This window comes from Flavobacterium sp. P3_A6 (assembly GCF_056403035.1).
In genome coordinates this window covers 19,943-40,875 of sequence record NZ_JBFUGG010000026.1, presented here as the reverse complement: position 1 = coordinate 40,875, position 20,933 = coordinate 19,943, and the positions used below count along the sequence as shown (strand labels likewise).

At 34.5% G+C, this 20,933-nt stretch carries 23 protein-coding genes and 3 tRNA genes; 16 read left to right on the top strand and 10 right to left on the bottom strand.

Going from position 1 to position 20,933, the window contains the following annotated elements; all coding sequences use genetic code 11:
- Positions 1 to 55: 55 nt before the first annotated feature.
- The 3 genes from AC1DVP_RS18860 to tgt form a co-directional block, all read right to left on the bottom strand.
- Positions 56 to 937 carry a DMT family transporter gene (locus AC1DVP_RS18860; protein ID WP_477185026.1) on the bottom strand — a complete coding sequence of 294 codons (882 nt, stop codon included), beginning with the start codon at positions 935 to 937 and terminating at the stop codon, positions 56 to 58.
- The gene (locus tag AC1DVP_RS18855) at positions 924 to 2,012 is read right to left on the bottom strand and encodes an LptF/LptG family permease (RefSeq protein ID WP_477185025.1); all 1,089 of its coding nucleotides are present in this window, start codon (positions 2,010 to 2,012) and stop codon (positions 924 to 926) included. Before AC1DVP_RS18855 ends, AC1DVP_RS18860 begins: the two co-directional genes overlap by 14 nt.
- Positions 2,013 to 2,086: 74 nt before the next feature.
- A complete protein-coding gene (gene tgt / locus AC1DVP_RS18850; protein WP_477185024.1) occupies positions 2,087 to 3,217 on the bottom strand; it encodes a tRNA guanosine(34) transglycosylase Tgt in 1,131 nt (376 codons plus the stop codon).
- Positions 3,218 to 3,700: 483 nt separating this feature from the next.
- Here tgt and AC1DVP_RS18845 point away from each other — a divergent pair, with 483 nt between their 5' ends.
- From AC1DVP_RS18845 to AC1DVP_RS18825, 5 genes are all read left to right on the top strand, one after another.
- Positions 3,701 to 4,996, top strand: a complete 1,296-nt coding sequence (locus tag AC1DVP_RS18845) for a Xaa-Pro dipeptidase (protein ID WP_477185023.1) — start codon at positions 3,701 to 3,703, stop codon at positions 4,994 to 4,996.
- A 15-nt stretch (positions 4,997 to 5,011) separates the two neighbouring features.
- Entirely contained in the window at positions 5,012 to 5,314 is a 303-nt protein-coding gene (locus tag AC1DVP_RS18840) for a hypothetical protein (RefSeq protein ID WP_477185022.1), read from the top strand.
- 421 nt (positions 5,315 to 5,735) lie between these two features.
- The gene (locus tag AC1DVP_RS18835) at positions 5,736 to 6,590 is read left to right on the top strand and encodes a transketolase (protein ID WP_477185021.1); all 855 of its coding nucleotides are present in this window, start codon (positions 5,736 to 5,738) and stop codon (positions 6,588 to 6,590) included.
- A gap of 116 nt (positions 6,591 to 6,706) precedes the next feature.
- Positions 6,707 to 7,660, top strand: coding sequence for a transketolase family protein (locus tag AC1DVP_RS18830; RefSeq protein WP_477185020.1), 954 nt, complete (start codon positions 6,707 to 6,709; stop codon positions 7,658 to 7,660).
- Between the two features lie 310 nt (positions 7,661 to 7,970).
- Positions 7,971 to 8,795 carry a hypothetical protein gene (locus tag AC1DVP_RS18825; protein ID WP_477185019.1) on the top strand — a complete coding sequence of 275 codons (825 nt, stop codon included), beginning with the start codon at positions 7,971 to 7,973 and terminating at the stop codon, positions 8,793 to 8,795.
- A gap of 127 nt (positions 8,796 to 8,922) precedes the next feature.
- On the opposite strand, the gene AC1DVP_RS18820 is transcribed toward AC1DVP_RS18825, so the two are convergent.
- Positions 8,923 to 9,921, bottom strand: coding sequence for an FKBP-type peptidyl-prolyl cis-trans isomerase (locus AC1DVP_RS18820; protein WP_477185018.1), 999 nt, complete (start codon positions 9,919 to 9,921; stop codon positions 8,923 to 8,925).
- Between the two features lie 79 nt (positions 9,922 to 10,000).
- Here AC1DVP_RS18820 and AC1DVP_RS18815 point away from each other — a divergent pair, with 79 nt between their 5' ends.
- Together AC1DVP_RS18815 and AC1DVP_RS18810 are read left to right on the top strand one after the other, a co-directional pair.
- Positions 10,001 to 10,390, top strand: coding sequence for an RNA-binding S4 domain-containing protein (locus tag AC1DVP_RS18815; RefSeq protein WP_477185017.1), 390 nt, complete (start codon positions 10,001 to 10,003; stop codon positions 10,388 to 10,390).
- A gap of 96 nt (positions 10,391 to 10,486) precedes the next feature.
- A complete protein-coding gene (locus AC1DVP_RS18810; RefSeq protein WP_477185016.1) occupies positions 10,487 to 10,987 on the top strand; it encodes a phosphoribosyltransferase family protein in 501 nt (166 codons plus the stop codon).
- A 200-nt stretch (positions 10,988 to 11,187) separates the two neighbouring features.
- Here the strand turns inward: AC1DVP_RS18810 and AC1DVP_RS18805 are convergent, their stop codons facing one another.
- Positions 11,188 to 11,706 (bottom strand): shikimate kinase, encoded by a 519-nt coding sequence (locus AC1DVP_RS18805; protein ID WP_477185015.1) that lies wholly within the window; start codon positions 11,704 to 11,706, stop codon positions 11,188 to 11,190.
- 126 nt (positions 11,707 to 11,832) lie between these two features.
- Here AC1DVP_RS18805 and AC1DVP_RS18800 point away from each other — a divergent pair.
- From AC1DVP_RS18800 to AC1DVP_RS18790, 3 genes are all read left to right on the top strand, one after another.
- Positions 11,833 to 11,905, top strand: a tRNA-Lys gene (locus AC1DVP_RS18800).
- A 38-nt stretch (positions 11,906 to 11,943) separates the two neighbouring features.
- Positions 11,944 to 12,016 (top strand) — tRNA-Lys (locus AC1DVP_RS18795).
- 42 nt (positions 12,017 to 12,058) lie between these two features.
- A tRNA-Leu gene (locus AC1DVP_RS18790) sits at positions 12,059 to 12,141 on the top strand.
- A 25-nt stretch (positions 12,142 to 12,166) separates the two neighbouring features.
- Here the strand turns inward: AC1DVP_RS18790 and AC1DVP_RS18785 are convergent.
- Entirely contained in the window at positions 12,167 to 12,313 is a 147-nt protein-coding gene (locus tag AC1DVP_RS18785) for a hypothetical protein (RefSeq protein ID WP_477185014.1), read from the bottom strand.
- A 465-nt stretch (positions 12,314 to 12,778) separates the two neighbouring features.
- Here AC1DVP_RS18785 and AC1DVP_RS18780 point away from each other — a divergent pair, with 465 nt between their 5' ends.
- The 6 genes from AC1DVP_RS18780 to AC1DVP_RS18755 all read left to right on the top strand — a co-directional run bounded on the left by AC1DVP_RS18780 (position 12,779) and on the right by AC1DVP_RS18755 (position 18,564).
- Positions 12,779 to 13,684: a phospholipase A gene (locus tag AC1DVP_RS18780; RefSeq protein WP_477185013.1), complete on the top strand. Its 906-nt coding sequence runs from the start codon at positions 12,779 to 12,781 to the stop codon at positions 13,682 to 13,684.
- A gap of 298 nt (positions 13,685 to 13,982) precedes the next feature.
- Positions 13,983 to 14,318 carry a hypothetical protein gene (locus tag AC1DVP_RS18775; RefSeq protein WP_477185012.1) on the top strand — a complete coding sequence of 112 codons (336 nt, stop codon included), beginning with the start codon at positions 13,983 to 13,985 and terminating at the stop codon, positions 14,316 to 14,318.
- A gap of 182 nt (positions 14,319 to 14,500) precedes the next feature.
- Entirely contained in the window at positions 14,501 to 14,959 is a 459-nt protein-coding gene (locus AC1DVP_RS18770) for a (2Fe-2S)-binding protein (protein WP_477185011.1), read from the top strand.
- Between the two features lie 2 nt (positions 14,960 to 14,961).
- The gene (locus AC1DVP_RS18765; RefSeq protein WP_477185010.1) at positions 14,962 to 17,145 is read left to right on the top strand and encodes a xanthine dehydrogenase family protein molybdopterin-binding subunit; all 2,184 of its coding nucleotides are present in this window, start codon (positions 14,962 to 14,964) and stop codon (positions 17,143 to 17,145) included.
- A 41-nt stretch (positions 17,146 to 17,186) separates the two neighbouring features.
- Positions 17,187 to 17,948, top strand: coding sequence for a xanthine dehydrogenase accessory protein XdhC (xdhC, locus tag AC1DVP_RS18760; RefSeq protein ID WP_477185009.1), 762 nt, complete (start codon positions 17,187 to 17,189; stop codon positions 17,946 to 17,948).
- Positions 17,938 to 18,564 carry a nucleotidyltransferase family protein gene (locus AC1DVP_RS18755; RefSeq protein WP_477185008.1) on the top strand — a complete coding sequence of 209 codons (627 nt, stop codon included), beginning with the start codon at positions 17,938 to 17,940 and terminating at the stop codon, positions 18,562 to 18,564. The genes xdhC and AC1DVP_RS18755 overlap by 11 nt, the downstream gene beginning before the upstream one ends.
- A gap of 79 nt (positions 18,565 to 18,643) precedes the next feature.
- Here the strand turns inward: AC1DVP_RS18755 and AC1DVP_RS18750 are convergent, their stop codons facing one another.
- From AC1DVP_RS18750 to AC1DVP_RS18735, 4 genes are all read right to left on the bottom strand, one after another.
- Complete coding sequence (locus AC1DVP_RS18750) at positions 18,644 to 19,183, bottom strand: DUF4252 domain-containing protein (RefSeq protein ID WP_477185007.1); 540 nt, start codon at positions 19,181 to 19,183, stop codon at positions 18,644 to 18,646.
- A 1-nt stretch (position 19,184) separates the two neighbouring features.
- Entirely contained in the window at positions 19,185 to 19,712 is a 528-nt protein-coding gene (locus tag AC1DVP_RS18745) for a DUF4252 domain-containing protein (protein WP_477185006.1), read from the bottom strand.
- A gap of 164 nt (positions 19,713 to 19,876) precedes the next feature.
- The gene (locus AC1DVP_RS18740) at positions 19,877 to 20,326 is read right to left on the bottom strand and encodes a SipW-dependent-type signal peptide-containing protein (RefSeq protein WP_477185005.1); all 450 of its coding nucleotides are present in this window, start codon (positions 20,324 to 20,326) and stop codon (positions 19,877 to 19,879) included.
- Entirely contained in the window at positions 20,313 to 20,822 is a 510-nt protein-coding gene (locus AC1DVP_RS18735; RefSeq protein WP_477185004.1) for an RNA polymerase sigma factor, read from the bottom strand. The genes AC1DVP_RS18740 and AC1DVP_RS18735 overlap by 14 nt, the downstream gene beginning before the upstream one ends.
- Positions 20,823 to 20,933: the final 111 nt, after the last annotated feature.

Genomic DNA, 20,933 nt, shown 5'->3' with positions numbered 1-20,933 from the left:
TATTTTTTTGTTCAAGTAAAAAAAATAGGTTTTTCAACAACAAAAAATCTTACAATTAATCTTCTTTTCTATAATGTTTTATGACACCGTTTAAAAGCACTGTAATTACAATTACAACAGCGCCAATATAAAATTCTGTACTCATTTTTTCTTTTCCGCCAATGATAAAATAAGCTAGCACAATACCGTAAACAGGCTCTAAATTAGTAGTTAGCATCACCGTATATGGAGATAATCGGCGCATTACTTTTACCGATTCCGTAAAGGCATAAGCAGTGCAGACAGATGCTAAAATTAAAATCAAAACCCAATTCTTAACAGACAGCTTAAAAAAATCGGCTGTGAAAGAACCTTGAAATAAAAAATAAACTGAAATGAAAATAAAACCGGCCAAAAACTCATAAAACGAAATTAGGGAAGGATCGTGATTCGCAATTAATTTTCCGTTCATTAAAGTAAACAATACCCCTAACAGAATAGAAATCAATGCCAATACCATTCCGTTCCAGTAATTAATCTCCACTTGCATAATCAGCCCTAAACCTGCAATAATGATTAGCCCAAAAAATACTTCGTACCAAAGCACTTTTCGTCCATAAAACAAGGGTTCTAATAAGGATGCAAAAAATGCTCCTAATGAAAAAACCGACAAGGTGATGGATACCGTAGAGACTTTTATAGCTTCAAAAAAGAAAATCCAGTGCAAAGCAATTAAAAGTCCCACAAACAGGAACTTCATTAAAACTTTGGGAGCAACTTTAAATGTTTTTTTCTTTAAGCCAAGAAAAAGAGCCAGAAAAAGGGCTGCAAAAAACATTCTGTACCAAACTAAAAATTCAGATTGTATCGTAATTAAAGCTCCTAAAATTGCTGTAAACCCCCAAATAAAAACAATTAGATGTAAATTAAGGTAACTCTTTAAATTATCGTTTTGCATTTCGTAGTAAATAAACAGCTAATATTCCAAAAACTATATTAGGCAGCCAAACTGCCAAAAGAGGCGAAAAACTAGATTTTTCGGCTAATACGCCAAATATTTTATCAAAAAAGACAAATGAAAATGCTACTGCGATTCCAATAGCCAAGTTGACCCCCATCCCTCCTCTTCGTTTCATTGAAGACACCGAAACAGCTATAATAGTCAATATAAATGCTGAAACCGGCACACTGTATTTTTTGTACAAAACAACCAAATAAACATTGATATTAGAAGATCCCCGTTTTTTTTCTTTATCAATAAAAGCGTTCAAATCCCCTAAACTCAGTGTTTCAGCGATATAAACTACGGGAGCCAAATCTTCCAGATCAAAACTGAATTTCATCTTCTTTTCCGGTGCTTTTTCGATCACATCATTTTCAGGACCAACAGTTCTTTTTGTAAAATCATACAGCGTATAGTTCTTTTCCTTAGGATTCCATTTAATTCTGCTGGCCGTAATCTTGTATTCTAATTTTTCTTTTTTAAACCGTTCTAAAGAAAAATTAAAAGCCATTTGAGACTCATTATTAAAGCTGTTTACATAGATAAACTCATTATCGCTTATTTGTCTGTACACATCGGTATTATCCCCCCGCATGAGCTGTTTTCCATCATTCCGCAAATAAGTATACCTGAAATTATTATAGCCTTCACTGGAAACAGGAATAACCCAAAAACCCATCAGCAAAACAATAACTGATACAATAGAAGCCCCTATAATATAAGGTCTCATAAACCGAGTAAACGAAATTCCAGAACTTAAAATGGCAATAATTTCAGTATCATTTGCCAACTTGGAAGTAAACCAAATAACAGATATAAACAAAAATATCGGAAAGAGGTTATTCATAAAGTAAATCGTAAAATGATAATAATAAATGGCGATTTTTAAAACCGGCACCTGATTCTCAATCATTTTATTAATTTTCTCCGATACGTCTATAATCATTCCAATAGGAGCAAATAGCAAAAGCATCACCGCAAAAGTGGCTAAATATCTTTTTAAAATATATCTGTCAATTATTGTCAGCATAGTAAAATTGAATTGTTTAAACGATTAACTGTTGAATTGTTTAAACGATTAAACAAATAAACGATTAAACCGCATTATAATCTTTGGCTCATATTTTTCACCATCATTTCCTTCCATGGCTTGAAATCTCCGGCTAAGATATGTTTTCTGGCCTCACGTACCAGCCACATATAAAAACCCAGATTGTGAATCGTCGCAATCTGTTTCCCCAAATATTCATTGGCTGCAAACAAATGACGTAAATACGCTTTAGAATATTCCGTATCCACAAAAGTATAGCCCATTTCATCTATTGGAGAAAAATCAGCTTCCCACTTTTTGTTCTTAATATTAATCGTTCCGTTTGCTGTAAATAACATTCCGTTTCTCGCGTTGCGCGTAGGCATTACGCAGTCGAACATATCGATCCCAAGAGCAATATTCTCCAAAATATTGATCGGAGTTCCTACTCCCATCAGGTAACGAGGCTTGTCTTCTGGAAGAATTTCACAAACCACTTCGGTCATGGCATACATTTCTTCCGCAGGCTCCCCTACTGAAAGTCCGCCAATCGCATTTCCCTGTTGGTTGGAATTAGCAATATATTCTGCCGATTGTCTTCTCAAATCTTTATAAGTACTTCCCTGTATAATTGGGAAAAAAGTCTGCTCATAACCATATTTAAAGGGCAATTTATCCAAATGATTGATACAACGATCCAACCAGCGGTGCGTCATGTGCATCGAGCGCTGTGCATAACGGTAATCACAAGGATAAGGCGTACATTCATCAAAAGCCATAATGATATCGGCTCCAATGGTACGCTGAATTTCCATCACATTTTCGGGTGTAAAAAAATGATAAGAGCCATCTATATGCGATTTAAATTTTACCCCTTCTTCCTTAATTTTACGGTTGGCCGAAAGAGAATATACTTGATACCCTCCAGAATCTGTCAAAATATTGCGGTCCCAATTCATGAATTTATGCAGTCCGCCTGCTTTTTCAAGAACCTCCGTTTGCGGACGCAAGTATAAATGATACGTATTTCCAAGTATAATATCGGGGTTTATTTCTTCTTTCAATTCCCTTTGGTGCACCCCTTTTACCGAAGCAGCAGTCCCAACAGGCATAAAAATAGGCGTTTCAATAACACCGTGATCAGTAGTAATACTTCCCGCACGAGCTTTCGACTGCGGATCTGTTTTTAGTAAATCAAACTTCATATATGCTTTTTATCAGTCGGCAAAGATAGTCTAATTTAAAACCCGCATCAAAAAAAATATTTCCCTTCTAGTTGAATGCAAAGTGAATTCATGACCACAAAAATTTAAATACTTCTAAGAATAAAATCAGATACTTACTAAATCCTAAAATGTTTACGAATGTAAAATCCAAAACTAAGTTCTAAAATCATTTAGGCGTGATCACAATAGAAAATGGGCCCAATTTACGTTGCGTTTATTCGGCCCATTCTCTATTGCGGTCGGGCTATCTGCGTTACTTCGATAACTTGCCTCTATCCCACGCAACTCGTAAGAACATTGAGAATTTAATCAAGAAAATCAGTCTTCATAAGATATAAAACAACCTATGCACACAAAAATGACCATAAGTTAATTTATTACTAATATTCCTTATATTTGAAAAGCACAACTGATCATTATAAGACCTAATAAACAATACTATAAACTCAATATAGCCAAACCATGAGAAAATATTTATTTTTAATAACATTGATATCCATAGCGACCTTTAACACAATCTTTGGACAATCAAAAATCAAAGCCATCAAAGCAGGCATGCTCATAGATGTTGTGGCCGGTACGGTTCTTAAAAATCAGGTAATCTTGATTGAAAATAATTTAATAACTGAAATTGGAAATAACATATCTATTCCAAAAGATGCCGAGATCATTGATTTAAGCAATTCTACCGTAATACCTGGATTAATAGATTGTCACACTCACATGTCAGCTGAACCAAGCGATGATTATTACGGAGATGTTTTTCGTAAGACATCCATAGACTACGCAGTACGTGCTCCTATTTATGCTAAACGTACGCTCCAAGCTGGCTTTACAACATGCCGTGATATGGGGTCATCGGATTTGGTTGACATCTCGCTTCGTAATGCAATCAATGAAGGAGTAATCGAAGGACCGAGAATGTTTGTAGCAACATTTGCACTTGGCGCAACTGGAGGACACAGTGATTTAACAGGTTTCAATCCAGATATTTCCTGGAAAGGAAATCCAGATTTCACAGGCGTGGCAGATGGCGTTGATGAAATAAGAAAACGAGTTCGCAACAATGTAAAATGGGGAGCTGACGTAATAAAAGTTTGCGCAACAGCCGGTGTTTTGAGCGAAGAAGAAAGCGTGGGAGCTCCACAGTATTCTCTGGAAGAAATGAAAGCACTCGTAGATGAAGCACACATGTGGGGAAAGAAAGTGGCCGCTCATGCACACGGAACCGAAGGAATTAACCGTGCAGTGCTTGCGGGAGTAAATTCTGTAGAACATTGCAGTATTATCGATGATCAAACCATCAAATTAATGAAAGAAAAAGGCACTTACATGGTTCCGACTTTATATGCGCTGGATTACATCATTGAAACCTATTCGCAAAAAGGTTTTCCTGAAAAAATAATCAACAAAGCAAAGAGCATTAAAATAGAAAAAGAAAAAAGTTTTGAGCGTGCAGTAAAAGCAGGAATTAAAATTGTCTATGGAACAGATGCCGCTGTAATGCCACACGGATGGAACGCAAAAGATTTTTCATACATGGTAAAAGCTGGCATGACTCCAATGCAGGCAATACAATCGGCAACAATAAATGCAGCTGACTTACTTGATATAAAAAACAAAACTGGTTCAATCACCAAAGGCAAATATGCCGATATCATTGCCGTAGAAAACAATCCCCTCGATGATGTCACTATTCTTGAACATGTAAAATTTGTAATGAAAGACGGAACAGTTTATAAAAATGAATTCAAATAATATTTAGGAATCAAAATGGAAACAAAAACTTTTAGAGTTGTTACCTCCATATCAATGGTTCTAAGCCTTACGGCGGCAATACTCAGCATTATTGGTATTGCAATCACTGGTTTTTACCCGGGAATTATTGCACTATCGTTAGTGGCTCTGATTCCAATTGCTTCTAAGTTTTATGCTAAAAAAATCATTAGCAAGTCCGATGCTTTTCAGAGAAAGTATCACACAACACTCACAATTATTAATTTGCTGTCGATCCTAGTCGTGTTATGGATGACATTTGTAATCGTGCATGACCGTGTTCTTAATGACTGCTGTTAATTTTTATCAGACACACTTTAGCAATTGAAAATCACAAACATCTTCAAACCCCTTGTCTATAACAATGTTCATAATAATGATGATAACATGGAGAAACCAACAAAGTAAAATTACTTTTCAATTCACTAAATATCTGGTTTTAACGATAGCGTGAGGGATAATAGCTTGGCTACCGAAGTAGCGCGGATAGCCCGACAGCATAAGGAAAAGGGGAGACTAAGCAGCAACAATTAGTCAGCCCCTTTTTCTTATGGTGGCACGCCCACATAATTTGAAAAACTTAATGCATTAGAGTTTTAAATTTTACTTGATTTTAAAATTTGTTGTTGAAATTCTCTTCACTATTGAAATTGCCTCTTAAATCATTTGTCTTACGGTAAAAAAAAATTACTTTTGCAGCAGTTTAACTTTTACACACAAAATGAAGCCTAACACACAACAATTAAACGATTTAACTATCCAAGTAAGAAGAGATATTCTTCGTATGGTTCACGCTGTTAATTCAGGTCATCCAGGAGGATCCCTTGGATGTACCGAATTTCTAGTAGCCTTGTACCAAAATCTTATGGACCGCAAGGAAGGATTTGACATGAATGGAATTGGAGAAGACTTGTTCTTCCTTTCAAACGGACATATTTCACCTGTATTTTACAGCGTTTTGGCAAGAAGCGGCTACTTTCCGGTAAAGGAATTAGCAAGTTTCCGTTTGATCAACTCAAGATTGCAAGGGCACCCAACGACTCATGACAATTTGCCTGGAATACGTATTGCTTCTGGTTCATTAGGACAAGGATTATCTGTAGCAATTGGTGCGGCTCAGGCTAAAAAACTGAATAATGACAGCCATATCGTTTATACTCTTCATGGTGACGGTGAGTTACAGGAAGGTCAAAACTGGGAAGCAATTATGTATGCATCTGCAAAAAAAGTAGATAACCTTATTGCTACTGTTGACCTTAACGGAAAACAAATTGACGGTACTACCGACGAAGTTTTGGCAATGGGAAGCATTCGTGCTAAATTCGAAGCTTTTGACTGGGAGGTTATTGAAATTACCAAAGGAAATGACATTGATGCTATCATTGGAGGAATGAATGAAGCAAAAGCAAGAACCGGAAAAGGAAAACCTGTTTGCGTACTGCTTCATACTGAAATGGGTAACGGTGTAGATTATATGATGTACAGTCATGCTTGGCATGGTAAAGCACCAAATGATGCACAACTTGCAAATGCTTTAGAACAAAATTATAATACTGGAGGTAATACAGATTATTAATCCCCACCTAGCCTCCCTAAAAGGGAGGAACAGCTACAGATTGATAAAATATAAAATATAAAAACCTATTCACCCTAATAGGAATTCCCCTCCTTCGGAGGGGTTAGGGGAGGAAAATGAAAAAATATATAAACACAGGAAGTAAAGATACCCGCTCGGGTTTTGGAGTGGGAATGACTGAATTAGGTCAAAAGAATGAAAACGTAGTGGCACTTTGTGCTGATTTGATTGGATCATTGAAATTTGATGATTTCAAGAAAAATCACCCAGAGCGTTTTTTCCAAATCGGAATTGCAGAAGCAAACATGATCGGAATTGCAGCAGGATTAACCATTGGAGGAAAAATTCCTTTTACGGGAACTTTTGCTAACTTTTCTACAGGAAGAGTTTATGACCAAATTCGTCAATCTGTTGCTTATTCAGATAAAAACGTGAAAATTTGCGCTTCTCACGCTGGATTAACTCTTGGAGAAGACGGAGCAACACATCAAATATTGGAGGACATTGGATTAATGAAAATGTTGCCTGGAATGACTGTAATCAATACTTGTGATCACAACCAAACCAAAGCAGCTACATTAGCACTTGCTGACCACCATGGTCCAGCTTACTTGCGTTTTGGACGTCCGGTAGTACCTAACTTTACTCCAGCTGACGAACCATTCATCATTGGAAAAGCTATTATGCTTAACGAAGGTACTGATGTAACAATTATTGCTACTGGACATTTAGTTTGGGAAGCTTTGGTAGCAGCTGAGAAATTAGAAGAAAAAGGAATCTCTGCCGAAGTAATCAACATCCACACRATTAAACCATTGGATGAAGAAGCTATTCTGAAATCATTAGCCAAAACGAAATGTGTCGTTACTGCCGAAGAACACAACATCCTTGGAGGTCTCGGCGAAAGCGTTTCTAGAGTATTAGCTTTACACCAGCCAGCTCCACAAGAGTTTGTTGCCGTTAATGACAGTTTTGGAGAGTCTGGAACACCAGAGCAATTAATGGAGAAATACAAATTGAACAATCAGGCTATTGTTGAAGCTGTAGAAAGAGTGATCAAAAGAAAATAATTTTTCTATATATTTTATTAAACAGCTGATTTACTTATCAAAAAGTGGATCAGCTTTTTTTTCAGCATAAAACTAAAAATACAATTATTAGAAGCAAAAAGATCCCATTTCGTTGACCGAAATGGGATCTTTTTGCTTCTAAAATTACCATACTTAACGACAGATTTTATCTATTTTTTTGATTCTAAGATAAAAAGCTAAATAAAAAAAGAAAGAAAATGGCTAAAAAAAAATGTACGTATTGGTTTATTTATTTTAAAAAACACCGTATAATTGCATAATATTAATCTTAATAAATAATAACAAAAAAATGAAACATTTAATTAAATTATTTGCAATTACATTATTACTTTCTCTAGGAGCATGCTCAGAAAACGATCAAGAAAATTCAGATCAAATTGCCAAAAAAGAAACAGACGTAATTTCCATTGATGGAACAAAGTATTCTATTACTTTTACTGAAGACAAAGAAGGAAATATTACATTAGAAAAAGGTCAAGAGGAAAAAGAAAAAACAATAACCGATTATTTAAAAACAAATCTTACAGCAAGTTCTTTCTATAATGAAACCGACAAAGTCCTTTATTTATTTAAAGACAGTGAAACTATGATAAATTTTATGACAAATAAAACTAATCAATCGTTAACTTCAAAAAAATCAAATAAATTAGCAACTACATCTCTCCCTAGTGTAAAAATCGAACTAGAATTATATGCTGACGCTAACTTCGTTAATTTACTTAATCCAGATGATGCTAATGAAGATTCTTTTTATTATCCTATAAATGGTTCAGTAACAACAAGAGGATTTGAAGTCCCTAATTTATCCCAATTTAGACAATCTAAAAGTTACCCAAATCAGTACCGAAACATAGAAGACATGATGTCTTCCATAAAACTTAAAGTAGGACCAGATGCTCCAATTCCCTCAATGCCATATAATTTTCATCAAGTTACAGTTGTTTTTTATGAAGAGAGAAACTTTGGAGGCTACTCATTTGGTATGACTTTAAACACCTATAATTCTGAAACTAGTCACAATAACTTAGCCACATTAAGAATGTACAAAAGTTGGATAAATGGAACTAAATACTTTAACGATAGAATTAGCTCATACATAATAAACCAAAATTAAATATTTCCATCATTTATAAAAAAAAGGTAGTAAATTATAAAATTTACTACCTTTTTTTTATAACAAATCATAATTTAATTCTCGTTGAATACTAATAATATAACTAAAATATAATAATCAATTTTATTTATTGACTCATTTTGATACAAGTTGGATCTAAATGTCTTTTTAATCTTTCTCCAGTCTGCTTTCCTGAACAATCCGGAATTAAATCAAATGGATAATAATTCCCATTAGCATCTTTAACTTCTCCTCTTGTAGCATATCCATCACCATCATCGTCGAAATCACCAAAATTTGGGATTCCATCACCATCAGTATCATCTGGATTTGCTACCCCTGTTCCCAAATAATACATATATCTATCTCCATTTAAATCTTCTTGAAAAGAAGGAATACCATCTGCATCATGATCGGCTCTTTTTAACGCATACAATTTTACACTAAAAACCAAAGGAGAATATGCTGGAATTGAACCTTGAGCATTATTATAATACCCCATAGCAGAAGGCAGAAACATTACCCCTACTCCAAAATCATTATATCTTATTGTTCCGTCGGTATTAGAAGAAACCCAACCTGTTTTGAACTGAGGAAAACCCTCAGACCACCCGCGAATTATTCCTGGATCATCTAAATTCCACTGTATTTGACCATTATTTGAAGAATCAAATACAGTTCCATCTAATAAAGTCCCTTTATAACCAGCAAAAACCGCATCAACATTACAAGGATATTCTCCTCCAGATGGATTTGCACCACCTTGAATACCTTCTCTTATTAATAACGTATATATCTTATAAGTCACATCACCTCTTAAAATATCTCTACTTGACAATCGCGGAAGAGTCGGGCTATTTAAATAAGACCATAATGAAGAATGATTTTCTCCATCAGGAATTTTTTTAATAGTAACATCTTGATCATCTGGGAAACCAGGATGATTTACGATTTCACTGATATAATTTGTTTTTAAATAGTCTTCTATAGCACTAATATCTAAAGGATACTGTTCAGCATAAGGTTTGGCTGGAGTTACTGCTACATCATCATTATTATCTTTATTACAAGAATTTATTGCAATAACCGACATCAAAACAACAAAAGAAAACTTAATTTTGCTCATTATTAGGTATAGTTTAAGTCGCAAATATACATTAATGATTTACTTTTGTAAAGTATTTAACTCCGATTTTAGAAAATTCATGAGAATAGACAAATATTTATGGTGCGTAAGGTATTACAAAACCAGAAACATGGTCACAGAGGCATGCAAAAAAAACCATATTACCGTAAATGGTATTGTTGCCAAGCCATCAAAAGAAGTTTTCCCTACCGACAAAATCACTTTTAGAAAAGATCAGATTACACAAATCATAACCGTACTTGACATTCCCGAGAACCGTGTAGGCGCCAAACTTGTTGATATGTATCGAAAAAATGAAACTCCAGCCGAAGCTTACGCCCACTTAGAATTATTAAAATTATCGAAAGAGCATTATAGAAAAACCGGAACCGGAAGACCTACCAAAAAAGACCGAAGAGATATTGATGATTTTGGAAACGATATTCCTGATGAAGGTGAAACAGATTAAAAATTCTCTTTTAAGTTTCCGATTTAGTCCTTGAATTAATGACATCAGTTTCGTCTAACTTTTTTATCTTTGAAAAAACAAAAATAATAATACACCATGAGCAAAAACATAATTCTTACCAATCAGCAAATAGAGCACACTACTAAAAGAATAGCTTACCAAATCTATGAAACTTTTGTTGAGGAAGAAGAAATTGTGATTGCTGGAATTACTGATAATGGCTTTGTTTTTGCCAAAAAAATTGCTCAGGCATTAAGCACTATTTCATCCATCAAAATTTCGCTTTGCGAAGTTCATACTGATAAACAAAATCCCGAAATGCCTATAACCACATCTTTAACCAAAGAAGAATACAGCAACAAAGGCCTAGTACTTGTAGATGATGTATTGAGTTCGGGAACTACATTAATATATGCCGTAAAACATTTTTTAGATGTTCCCTTAAAAAAGTTCAAAACCGTTGTTCTTGTCGACAGAAACCACAAAAAATTTCCAATTAAAGCCGATTTCAAAGGAATATCGCTTTCTACTTCCTTATTAGAACACGTTGACGTTGTTTTTGACAGCGATGGCAACAGTTATGCCAGCCTAAGCTAATACCCCTGACCTCAATATTGTTTTTTTTTTGGGAGCAGAATGAATTGGCTTTTTTGCCAATACCGTCCCGTTTTCTGTTACACCTTCTGTGCCTCTCGTTTTTTGGGACGAGACGACACAAAAGGGTTTCCCTCTTCAACCGAGGCTAAGAGCCTGTATTCTGTCTTTTTTCCATTGTCAAAAAAAACAGCAGTCCGCACTCAGCTTAACAGATTCAAAATATCGTTTACCGTTTCCTCAATAGTTTTACCATCAACATTCACTTTATGCTGTGCGTGATTGTAATAAAAACTTCTGTCAAAAAGATGCTTGGCAATAAACTCCTTCATTTCCTCATCGTTTTTATCCGCAATAAGCGGTCTTTTGCTCTTATTAGCCACCAATCTGTTAAATAGTGTATCAATAGATGCTTTTAAATAAATAGAGACTACACCATCCCCTATTAACAATTCATGATTATTGGCATAACACGGTGTTCCTCCTCCTAAACCGATAATAATTTCATCCGGCAAATTTAATAATTCAAGAAAATAAGTATGTTCTAATTTCCGAAAATGGATTTCTCCTTGACTTTCAAAAATCTCTTTTATGGACATTTCTGCTTTTTTTTCGATGTATTCATCCAAATCAATATACGGAATTGATACTATTCCCGAAACTTTATGGGCAATTGTAGACTTACCACAACCCATATAACCTAATAATATAATTTTTTTCATTTGAATAAGACCTTACATACTAAGGCGTTAAGAGTTTTAATTAAAAAAAGACAAATTTATAATAAAATTACTTGGAAACTTCGAAAAAAAGTCCCTATATTTGCACCCGCATTCAAGAAACGAAATGACTCGATAGCTCAGTCGGTAGAGCACATCACTTTTAATGATGGGGTCCTGGGTTCGAGCCCCAGTCGGGTCACAAATTATGTGATCAAAGCATAAGTTTCTTGAAGCAATGACTCGATAGCTCAGTCGGTAGAGCACATCACTTTTAATGATGGGGTCCTGGGTTCGAGCCCCAGTCGGGTCACAAAAGGTCGAGTAATTATTTACTTGACCTTTTCTTTTTTCAGGCCACGTGGAGAAACGGTAGACTTGCCATCTTGAGGGGGTGGTGCTCGTAAGGGCGTGTGGGTTCAAATCCCACCGTGGTCACTATAAAATTAAAAAGTCTGCAAAATTAATATTTTGCAGACTTTTTAAGATTTGATAAAACCCCTTGTAATTTTGACGGATTAGGATCAATGATTATTTGAATGTTGGTAATTTGCGCAACATTATTTAATGCTGCTTCTAGAACTTCTGCGTTTTTTAATTTTGAACCCATTTTAATTAAATTTTAAATTTTTTCCTACTCATTTTTTCAGTTTTTCGGCTTCCGCTGATGTTATATTGGAAGACTAAAATTAAAATAGTTCAATAAATTTAAACAGCATACATATGATTAATTATCAGATAATTAGATATGTATATACTTGGCAATTCTACCGCTAACTGTGTGGAAAAAAAATAGGTTCCCTTTAATTCTGAGTTAAACTTACATTGCCTTTATCCTTCAAAACAATCACCTAAAAGTTTCAACTCTTCAAATTAAAGATTCGAATTTTGCATCAACAGATTCACAATAAAATTAAAAACCTGTAACGTTTTAATTTTACAGGCTTTTTTTTTCGACAAAATATTTGCTGTTTTTGATTGATTAATAAGAATCTGTGTTATACATTTCTGTTTTTTAATATAAAATTAAATTTATAAAAGTTTAATTTTGTTTGATAACTCTTTTGAAATCTCTATGGAAAATCATTTGAAAAAAACAATAAAAATACTGATAGTTTTTTTGTTTATAAGCTCTTCTTTACTAGCACAATCGTCTATTTTAAAAAAAAGAGATGAGTACCAGACTCTTTCACAGATTTGGGAATTAGATCCTGAGACTAATCGGGAAACCTTTATTTTGACTACCTATAAACCCGTTTATGTTTTACCATTTCGGTTTTCAAGCCATAGGCGTGATGTTCCTTTTGAAGTTCCAGCTGATGAAGTTCCCGTTGACAAACCAATCGAATTAGATAATGTTGAAGCTACTATACAACTTAGTTTGAAGACCAAAATAGCTCAGAATCTTTTTGGCAAAGGGTCGATATGGATAGCTTACACCCAAAAATCTTTTTGGCAGGTTTATAATGCCGAATTTTCAAGACCATTTAGAGAAACCAATTACGAACCTGAACTGATCTTTAACTTTCCCGTAAAATCTAATTTTTTAGGGTTAAAAACTAAAATGCTTGGATTTTCATTAAATCATCAGTCTAATGGAAGAGAAGGAAAAGAGTTTTCCCGCAGTTGGAACCGATTTATTGTGCACGCAGGCTTTGAGGACAAGGATTGGAGTCTAATTTTTAGAACATGGGTGACCGCTGAAATTAATGAAAATTCAGATATTAAAAACTATATGGGTAGAGCAGATGCTGCCTTTAATTATAGGCTAAACAAACATTTATTGACATTACGCGGGCAGCATTCTTTAAGAGGCGGTTCTAATAATCACGGTAGTATTGAACTAGACTGGGCTTTTCCTATATACGGGAACTTAACGGGTTATGGACAGTTTTTTCACGGATACGGGGATGCAATGATTGATTATAATCAGATACATACTATTGCAGGAATTGGGATAGTGTTTTCGGGAACATTATAACAGTTAATAAAAGATTTTTTTCAAGTATCTTCATTATTCAAAACAATTAGATAAGAGTTTCAAATCTTCCAGTAAAAGATCCAAATTCTGTGCCAAAAGGGTCACCTGCATTAAGCATTTAGAAAAAGGTTTAAGCAAGTTTTTTCTAATGCTTTTATATTTTAAAATAAAATTTTATTAAAATAAGTATGTATTTCCAGTTTTTTTTATACCTTCCCTCCAAAAAGATAAAAAATCACACCAATAAACTCATTTACAGTATTTTAAAAATAATTTTCTGTCAAAAATAGTATAATTTATGAGAAAAATTTTAACATCCTTAAAAAACAATTCAGCCATTCTTTTTAGCATTGTTTTTATATTTTTAGTTTCATTAAATGCTAAATCTCAAACCGTTAAATATGATTCTGTAAACAAACAGAAATACATACTCGTAGATGTGCAAAAAACCTATGAACGAATTGTAGACAAAGGCTATGAGTCTGCCGAAATATTTGAATCTCTAGGGAATTATTATTACGAAAATAATAATCTTAAAAAATCAAAACTATATTTTGACAAGTTATTTGGCAAATACAGTATTTCCCAAATTTCATTAAAAAGCAGAGAACGATATCAATTAATGAAAAAATAACACCTTTCAGATTTATTACCAATTAGTATTTTTATAAAGTCTCTAAAAACAGCAGCTAAGTCTTAACTAATTAGCTGCTGTTTTTTTATACCCTACTCCCTATTAATCTTGCCAAAAATTAAATTACTATTTATAAAAAAAATCATAACTTTCAACTTCTTAATTGTAAAATTGAATTCCAAATGACTACACTGCTCATAAACAAAAAGAAATACACTATTGATGTTGACCCCGAAATGCCTTTACTTTGGGCTATTAGGGACATCATTGGCCTTACTGGCACCAAATTTGGATGTGGTATTGGCGCTTGTGGCGCATGCAAAGTACTTGTAGACAATGTAGCAGCTTATTCCTGCCTGACTCCTGTCGAAATGGCTGTTGGCAAAAACATCACAACTATTGAGGGAACTTCAGAAAATTTACAATTATTGCAAAAATCCTGGGAAGAATTTAATGTGCCGCAATGCGGCTATTGTCAGCCAGGACAATTAATTACTGCAACTTCTCTGCTCAATTCTAACAAAAATCCTTCTGATACTGATATTGATGACGCTATGAGTGGTAATATTTGCCGTTGCGGCACTTACCAGCGCATCAAAAATGCCATAAAACATACTGTAGAACTTAAAAAACAACGCTAGTCATGAGTGAAATTCAAAATTTAAGCCGCCGAATTTTTATCAGAAACGTAGGATTAGCATCAGGGGGTTTAATCTTAGGCTGTAATTACAATTTGTTTTCTAAAGCTATTGAAGAGGGAAATCTCACTGAGTTTAATCCCAATCTATTTGTACAGTTAAATTCAGATGGCAGCCTTATTATTGTTGCCGCCCGTTCCGAAATGGGTAATGGCGTAAGGACTTCCTTAACTTCGGTCGTTGCAGATGAAATGGAAGCCGATTGGAAAAAAGTTGTGGTAAAACAAGCTGTTGGTGATGCAAAATATGGAGACCAAAATACAGACGGTTCCCGAAGTGTAGCTAATTTTTATGATACGATGCGAAAAATGGGGGCTATGGCGAGAATAATGCTCATTGCCGCTGCCGCAAAAAAATGGCAGGTTCCTGAAAGCGAATGCATCGCTCAAAATCACTTTATTGTTCATTCCAGCGGTAAAAAAATAGGCTTTGGAGAATTAGTTGATATAGTAACAACATTGCCAGTTCCAACGAATATCACTTATAAAGACCCAAAAGATTTTAAATATATAGGCAAAAATCTAAAAAGTATTGACGTAAAAGATTTTACAAACGGAAGCGCCATTTTTGGAATTGACAAACGCTTACCCAATATGAAAATTGTTGCCATAGCCCGATGTCCAGTTACTTTTGGTACAGTTAAATCTTTCGACAAAACAGCTGCAATAAAAATTAAAGGCGTCGAAGATGTAATTGAAATTCCAAGAATCGAAAAACCATTTGGTCCTTTAGGAGGAGTTGCCGTGATTGCTTCCAATACCTGGGCTGCTTTTAAAGGTAGAGAAGCATTAGAAATTCAATGGAATTATGGCAAAAACGAAGGCTATGATTCAGAAAAATATATGATTGAATTAACTGAAAGAGTTCATAAAACGGGAAAAACAGAAAAAGAAATTGGCGATGTCAATAAAGCTTTTGGCGAAGCTGCAAAAATTATCGAAAGCACTTTTCAATTACCGCATTTAGCACATGCTCCCATGGAAGTTCCAAATGCTGTTGCATGGGTTCAAGGTGACCGTTGCGAAGTTTGGGCTCCAACACAATCGCCACAAAGTGCACAAGAAGAAGTTGCAGCCTACCTAGGCACAACCGCTGATAAAGTTACCGTAAACGTTACTTTTTTAGGAGGCGGTTTTGGCCGAAAATCAAAACCCGATTACATTGTAGAGGCCGCAATGGTTTCAAAAACCATTAAAGCTCCTGTACAGGTAGTTTGGTCTCGGGAAGACGACATTAAGCATGGCTATTATCATACTGTGAGTTCCCAATACATGAAAGCATCACTCGATACACAAGGAAATGTTACAGGTTGGCTTCATCGTTCTGCTTTTCCTTCTATCATGTCAACTTTTAAACCCGGAACTGAATATCCAGCTGGATGGGAAGCTTCTAGCGCTGCCGATGTCCCTTTTGATATAAAAAATTTAAAAATCGAATCAGGACAGGCTCCTGCCATGGTACGAATTGGCTGGATGCGGTCTGTAATCAATATCCTTCACGGTTTTTCTATCAATGTATTTGCCGATGAATTGGCTCATGCCGCTAAACAAGATCCATTAGAATTCCGACTCAAATTAATAGGCAATGATCGTATGGAAGATACCAAAGATCCTATAAAATACAGTACAGCACGTCTAAAAAATGTTTTAAAACTGGCCGCAAAAAATGCTAATTGGACAACACCATTACCTAAAGGCCACGCATATGGCTTGGCAGTTCATTATAGTTTTAATTCTTATGTTGCTTCAGTAGTTGAAGTATCAATGGTAGATGAGAAGATAAAAGTTCATAATGTTTATACTGTTATTGATTGCGGCACAGCTGTCAATAAAAACACCATAAAAGCGCAGCTGGAAGGCGCTGCTGTTTTTGGAATGTCAATAGCCTATTATGGAAAAATAACAGCCAAGGATGGCGCCATTGAACAAAACAGCTATAGCGACTACCGAATGATCCGTATGAATGAAATTCCAAAGGTTCACGTAGAAATTGTTGAAAGCGCCGAAAGACCAACAGGAGTAGGAGAACCTGGAGTTCCAGTAATTGCTCCAGCCATAATCAATGCAGTATTTAAGCTGACAGGAAAACGATATTACAATTTGCCTCTCAGCGATTATGATCTGGTATAATTGATTAGCGAATCAAAAATCTCAAAACGAATATTATTTTAATGAACAACTGGATTGAACTATTACAGGAATTTAAAAGTAAAAAAAAGCTAGTAGCATTAGTTACCATTACTAAAATTCTAGGTTCGGCGCCATGCAGATTAGGATCTAAAATGATTGTTACGCCACAAAAAGAAATATTTGGAACTATTGGAGGAGGCAAATTAGAATTTGAAGTAATCGATGAAGCTGTTCGAGCCATCAGAGAAAATAAAATTTTAGAATGCTCTTATACGCTAGGACCCGAATTCGAACAATGCTGTGGCGGAAAAGTAGAATTAATTATTGAACCCATGAATCAATGCCCGGAATTATACATCTTTGGAGCTGGACATATTGGTGTTGCTATTTGTCAGGTTCTGAAAGACACCCCTTTTGCAATTACACTTCTTGATATCAGAGAGAATTGGAAAGAAACTTTTGAAATTGATTCAACAGTTAATTATAGTTCCATTCCTTTTGATCTTTACAAACAAAATATAAACTGGGGTTCAAACTGTTATGTAGTTATATTGACTCACGATCACAAACTTGATTTTGAAATTACCGCTTTGGCATTGCATGAGCAAACAAAATATATTGGACTGATAGGCAGTAAAACCAAGAAAAACAAATTCAATAATTTATTAATAAATGAATTGAACTTTAAAGCTGGAATTACTCCTGTGCATTGTCCGATTGGATTGGATTTAGGTGGTAATTCGCCTAAAGAAATTGCCATAAGCATTGCCTCTGAATTACTGAAAGCATATTATGAAAAATGATACTGTATTTGTGTTATTGGCTGGAGGCAAATCCGAAAGGATGGGGATTGCAAAAGGATTGCTTCCGTATAAAAACAGCTATTGGATTTTGGAACAAATTGACCGAATTGCAACAGCAACACTCCCCGAAGTTTATATTGGATTAGGGTATCATTCCCAAGAATACCTTAATCGAATACCTTTATTAAAGCAAGCGCAATCAGGGTTTGTCTCTTACAAAAAAATCAAGCTCCGAGTAATTATTAACAATAATCCGGAACTGGGATCATTCTCTACCCTGCAAACCATATTACAGCAAATACCCAAAGGCAAATCAGTATTAATCAATCCTATTGATGTTCCTATATTGAAAACAGTCGAATTACAAACTATTATTAAAACTCAAAACCAAATTGTAATTCCTAATTTTGAAGGCAAAAATGGTCACCCTATAAAATTGCATGCAGATTTTTGGCAATCGCTGCTTTTGCTTAATCCTACAGACGAGAACAGCCGATTGGATTTAGAAATCAAGAAAATGAATCCTTCAGCAATCACAAGAATTGCTGTAACCGATTCCTCTATCCTAAAAAACTTAAATACTTCAAACGATTGGATGGAGTTTTCAAAAGCATAAAAAAACGTCCCGAAAAACTTTCGAAACGCTTTTTAACTTAATTCGTTTTTGATTGTTGATGATGGAAAACAAGCAAAAACTACTTCTTGATTAATTCCTGCAATGGCTTTAATTGTTCCAAGTCGATTTTGGATTCTTTCAAAACCGAGATCATATTCATAATATTGGTAGGATTCATGTCTTTTCCTAAAACTCTTACTACTGCAAAACCGGCATCATTTTTATTGGCAAAAAATACAAATTCATTGATATGGTCATCGGTTCCAACGTAGCTTACAGATGCGCCTTGTTTTCCAGAACCAAACTTCATCAACTGTTGATACTTTGGATTTTTCAGAATCAAACCCACTTTAGCCCTTTCTGTTTCAAACTTTGGTTTGTTCTTATCGTTCAATTTGAAAGCTAAAACATTGATCTTCTCAAAGGAATGCAATGCTTCGCTTTGGGCAACTGTCAATTTGGTTTTATCAACATCTAAGATATTTGATGAGATGTCTACAGCAATAAAGTCTTTGTTTTCGGTATTTTCAACAAAGTATTTTTGCAGAGTAGGTTCTGAATTACAGCTCCCAAAAAACAAACTGCCCAACAGTGCGGTTAAAAACAATACTGCTTTCATCTTACTTTTTACCTTTAGTTGCTTTTTTCAAGTCGTCTCCTCCAGGGATTCTCATTTTATCAGTCAAGACCGAAATTTCATTCAGGTCAAAATCGCCTGTCAGCGACATCAGTACAGTATCTTCGTCTTTACCCCCTTCAACAAACATCAGCAGTTCTTTTATCTGAGTATCTTTTGCTCCAGATTTAACCATAATTTTGACATTTTTGCCTTTATCATTTATACGCATTAATTCTTCCAAGCCAGCAGTTTTAATATATTTATCGGCTGTCGATTTCATTTCACCTTCTACCTTTGAATTTTGGGTAGTAAACACTTTTAAATTATCCAATTTTTTAATCAGGTTCATATATTGCTGCGCCTCTTTATCAGAAGTATCAACTTTTACTTTACTCATCAATTCGAACATTTTCTTGTTTACGACTATTGAGGTTACTTCCTCCTGCCCGTCGAACTTATCGAATGCCGATTGGGCAAAAAACGGACTTGATACCAATACTGCTGCTAATGTGATTATTAACTTCTTCATTTTATTTGATTTAATGATTATTTTTAAATTTAAATGTGCAATTGGGCTTGAATGCTCTAGAATCACTCTCGCTTTATTTTTAATGTTTTTATTTATTTTAATATTTTTTAAAATCTTTTGGGCGTGTCCCACAAAAAACCGATTCATTGAGGCATTTAGCCATTTTATTCAACAAATACTTTATTCTTGGTTACTTCATACACTTGAATATACTGCATTCCTTCGACACCGGCATTTACATTGTTAGATAACATTGCTAATGCTTTTTGGGTCGCTTCCAAAGCTTCTTTAGGATTTTCATAAGTTCCCAATTCATTATTTTCTTTTACTTCATTAGCATTGAAATAAGCATAAGTTCCTATTCCTAACAAGACTGCAATAGATGCCGCTATAGATAGCCATGCTACTTTTTGTTTTTTTGGAATTAACGATATAATTTTCTCAAAATTTTCTTTTTTTGCTTCAGCAAAATACCCAAATAAAGGTTTGTATTGTTCTAAATGCGGTGCAACATCTGATGAAGAAAAATAGTTTTTCAACTCATTTTCTTCGGCAATACTTGTCTCTCCTTCAAAGTATTTTTCTAAAAGTGCTTCCATTTTATTGAACTCCATAACTGTGTGTTTTTAACATATATTCTCTAATTGTTTTCCTTGCTCTTGAAAGTGCTACCCGTACAGCAGTTTCATTCATCTCCGTTATTTTTGCAATTTCCGAAAATTCGCACTGCTCAATATCCCTTAACTGGATAATTAACCGCTGTTGATCTGGCAATTGACTGATGATTTTTTCAACCCATTTTAAACTGTCGTTATCTTCAACCTTTTTATATAAGCTCGGTTCTTTATCTGTAAAATTGCTATGCTCAATTTTGAGATTACCGGCTCTTTTCGATTTCAGCTGATCTAAACAATAATTTTTAGTCATTGTCATCGCCATTGCTTCGACACTATTATACGTATCTAAATTTTCATTTTTATTCCATAATTTTACCAAAATTTCTTGGGTCGCATCTTCTGCTTCCTCTGTGCTCACAAGCAATCTCTTAGCCAACCGAAAAAGCTTATCTTTGAATGGATTGATTAAAAGCACAAAATCCTTTTGGTTCATAAATATGGTTATATTAATTTGGTTATATAATCAAGACGAATCACTATAATTTTTGTTACAAAAAAATTTAAATTAAACTAAAGTTAGTATTTTTACGTTGTAGATTTATAA

What these genes read in the sequence shown, in the direction of transcription:
- AC1DVP_RS18775 (WP_477185012.1), top strand. Translation starts at nt 13,983, where the DNA reads ATGAGAAAAATTTTAACATCCTTAAAAAACAATTCAGCCATTCTTTTT.
- AC1DVP_RS18860 (WP_477185026.1), bottom strand. Translation starts at nt 937, where the DNA reads ATGCAAAACGATAATTTAAAGAGTTACCTTAATTTACATCTAATTGTT.
- AC1DVP_RS18820 (WP_477185018.1), bottom strand. Translation starts at nt 9,921, where the DNA reads ATGAGCAAAATTAAGTTTTCTTTTGTTGTTTTGATGTCGGTTATTGCA.
- AC1DVP_RS18770 (WP_477185011.1), top strand. Translation starts at nt 14,501, where the DNA reads ATGACTACACTGCTCATAAACAAAAAGAAATACACTATTGATGTTGAC.
- AC1DVP_RS18785 (WP_477185014.1), bottom strand. Translation starts at nt 12,313, where the DNA reads ATGGGTTCAAAATTAAAAAACGCAGAAGTTCTAGAAGCAGCATTAAAT.
- xdhC (WP_477185009.1), top strand. Translation starts at nt 17,187, where the DNA reads ATGAACAACTGGATTGAACTATTACAGGAATTTAAAAGTAAAAAAAAG.
- AC1DVP_RS18755 (WP_477185008.1), top strand. Translation starts at nt 17,938, where the DNA reads ATGAAAAATGATACTGTATTTGTGTTATTGGCTGGAGGCAAATCCGAA.
- AC1DVP_RS18740 (WP_477185005.1), bottom strand. Translation starts at nt 20,326, where the DNA reads ATGGAGTTCAATAAAATGGAAGCACTTTTAGAAAAATACTTTGAAGGA.
- AC1DVP_RS18855 (WP_477185025.1), bottom strand. Translation starts at nt 2,012, where the DNA reads ATGCTGACAATAATTGACAGATATATTTTAAAAAGATATTTAGCCACT.
- AC1DVP_RS18765 (WP_477185010.1), top strand. Translation starts at nt 14,962, where the DNA reads ATGAGTGAAATTCAAAATTTAAGCCGCCGAATTTTTATCAGAAACGTA.
- AC1DVP_RS18810 (WP_477185016.1), top strand. Translation starts at nt 10,487, where the DNA reads ATGAGCAAAAACATAATTCTTACCAATCAGCAAATAGAGCACACTACT.
- AC1DVP_RS18735 (WP_477185004.1), bottom strand. Translation starts at nt 20,822, where the DNA reads ATGAACCAAAAGGATTTTGTGCTTTTAATCAATCCATTCAAAGATAAG.
- AC1DVP_RS18780 (WP_477185013.1), top strand. Translation starts at nt 12,779, where the DNA reads ATGGAAAATCATTTGAAAAAAACAATAAAAATACTGATAGTTTTTTTG.
- AC1DVP_RS18835 (WP_477185021.1), top strand. Translation starts at nt 5,736, where the DNA reads ATGAAGCCTAACACACAACAATTAAACGATTTAACTATCCAAGTAAGA.
- AC1DVP_RS18845 (WP_477185023.1), top strand. Translation starts at nt 3,701, where the DNA reads ATGAGAAAATATTTATTTTTAATAACATTGATATCCATAGCGACCTTT.
- AC1DVP_RS18805 (WP_477185015.1), bottom strand. Translation starts at nt 11,706, where the DNA reads ATGAAAAAAATTATATTATTAGGTTATATGGGTTGTGGTAAGTCTACA.
- tgt (WP_477185024.1), bottom strand. Translation starts at nt 3,217, where the DNA reads ATGAAGTTTGATTTACTAAAAACAGATCCGCAGTCGAAAGCTCGTGCG.
- AC1DVP_RS18750 (WP_477185007.1), bottom strand. Translation starts at nt 19,183, where the DNA reads ATGAAAGCAGTATTGTTTTTAACCGCACTGTTGGGCAGTTTGTTTTTT.
- AC1DVP_RS18840 (WP_477185022.1), top strand. Translation starts at nt 5,012, where the DNA reads ATGGAAACAAAAACTTTTAGAGTTGTTACCTCCATATCAATGGTTCTA.
- AC1DVP_RS18745 (WP_477185006.1), bottom strand. Translation starts at nt 19,712, where the DNA reads ATGAAGAAGTTAATAATCACATTAGCAGCAGTATTGGTATCAAGTCCG.
- AC1DVP_RS18825 (WP_477185019.1), top strand. Translation starts at nt 7,971, where the DNA reads ATGAAACATTTAATTAAATTATTTGCAATTACATTATTACTTTCTCTA.
- AC1DVP_RS18815 (WP_477185017.1), top strand. Translation starts at nt 10,001, where the DNA reads ATGAGAATAGACAAATATTTATGGTGCGTAAGGTATTACAAAACCAGA.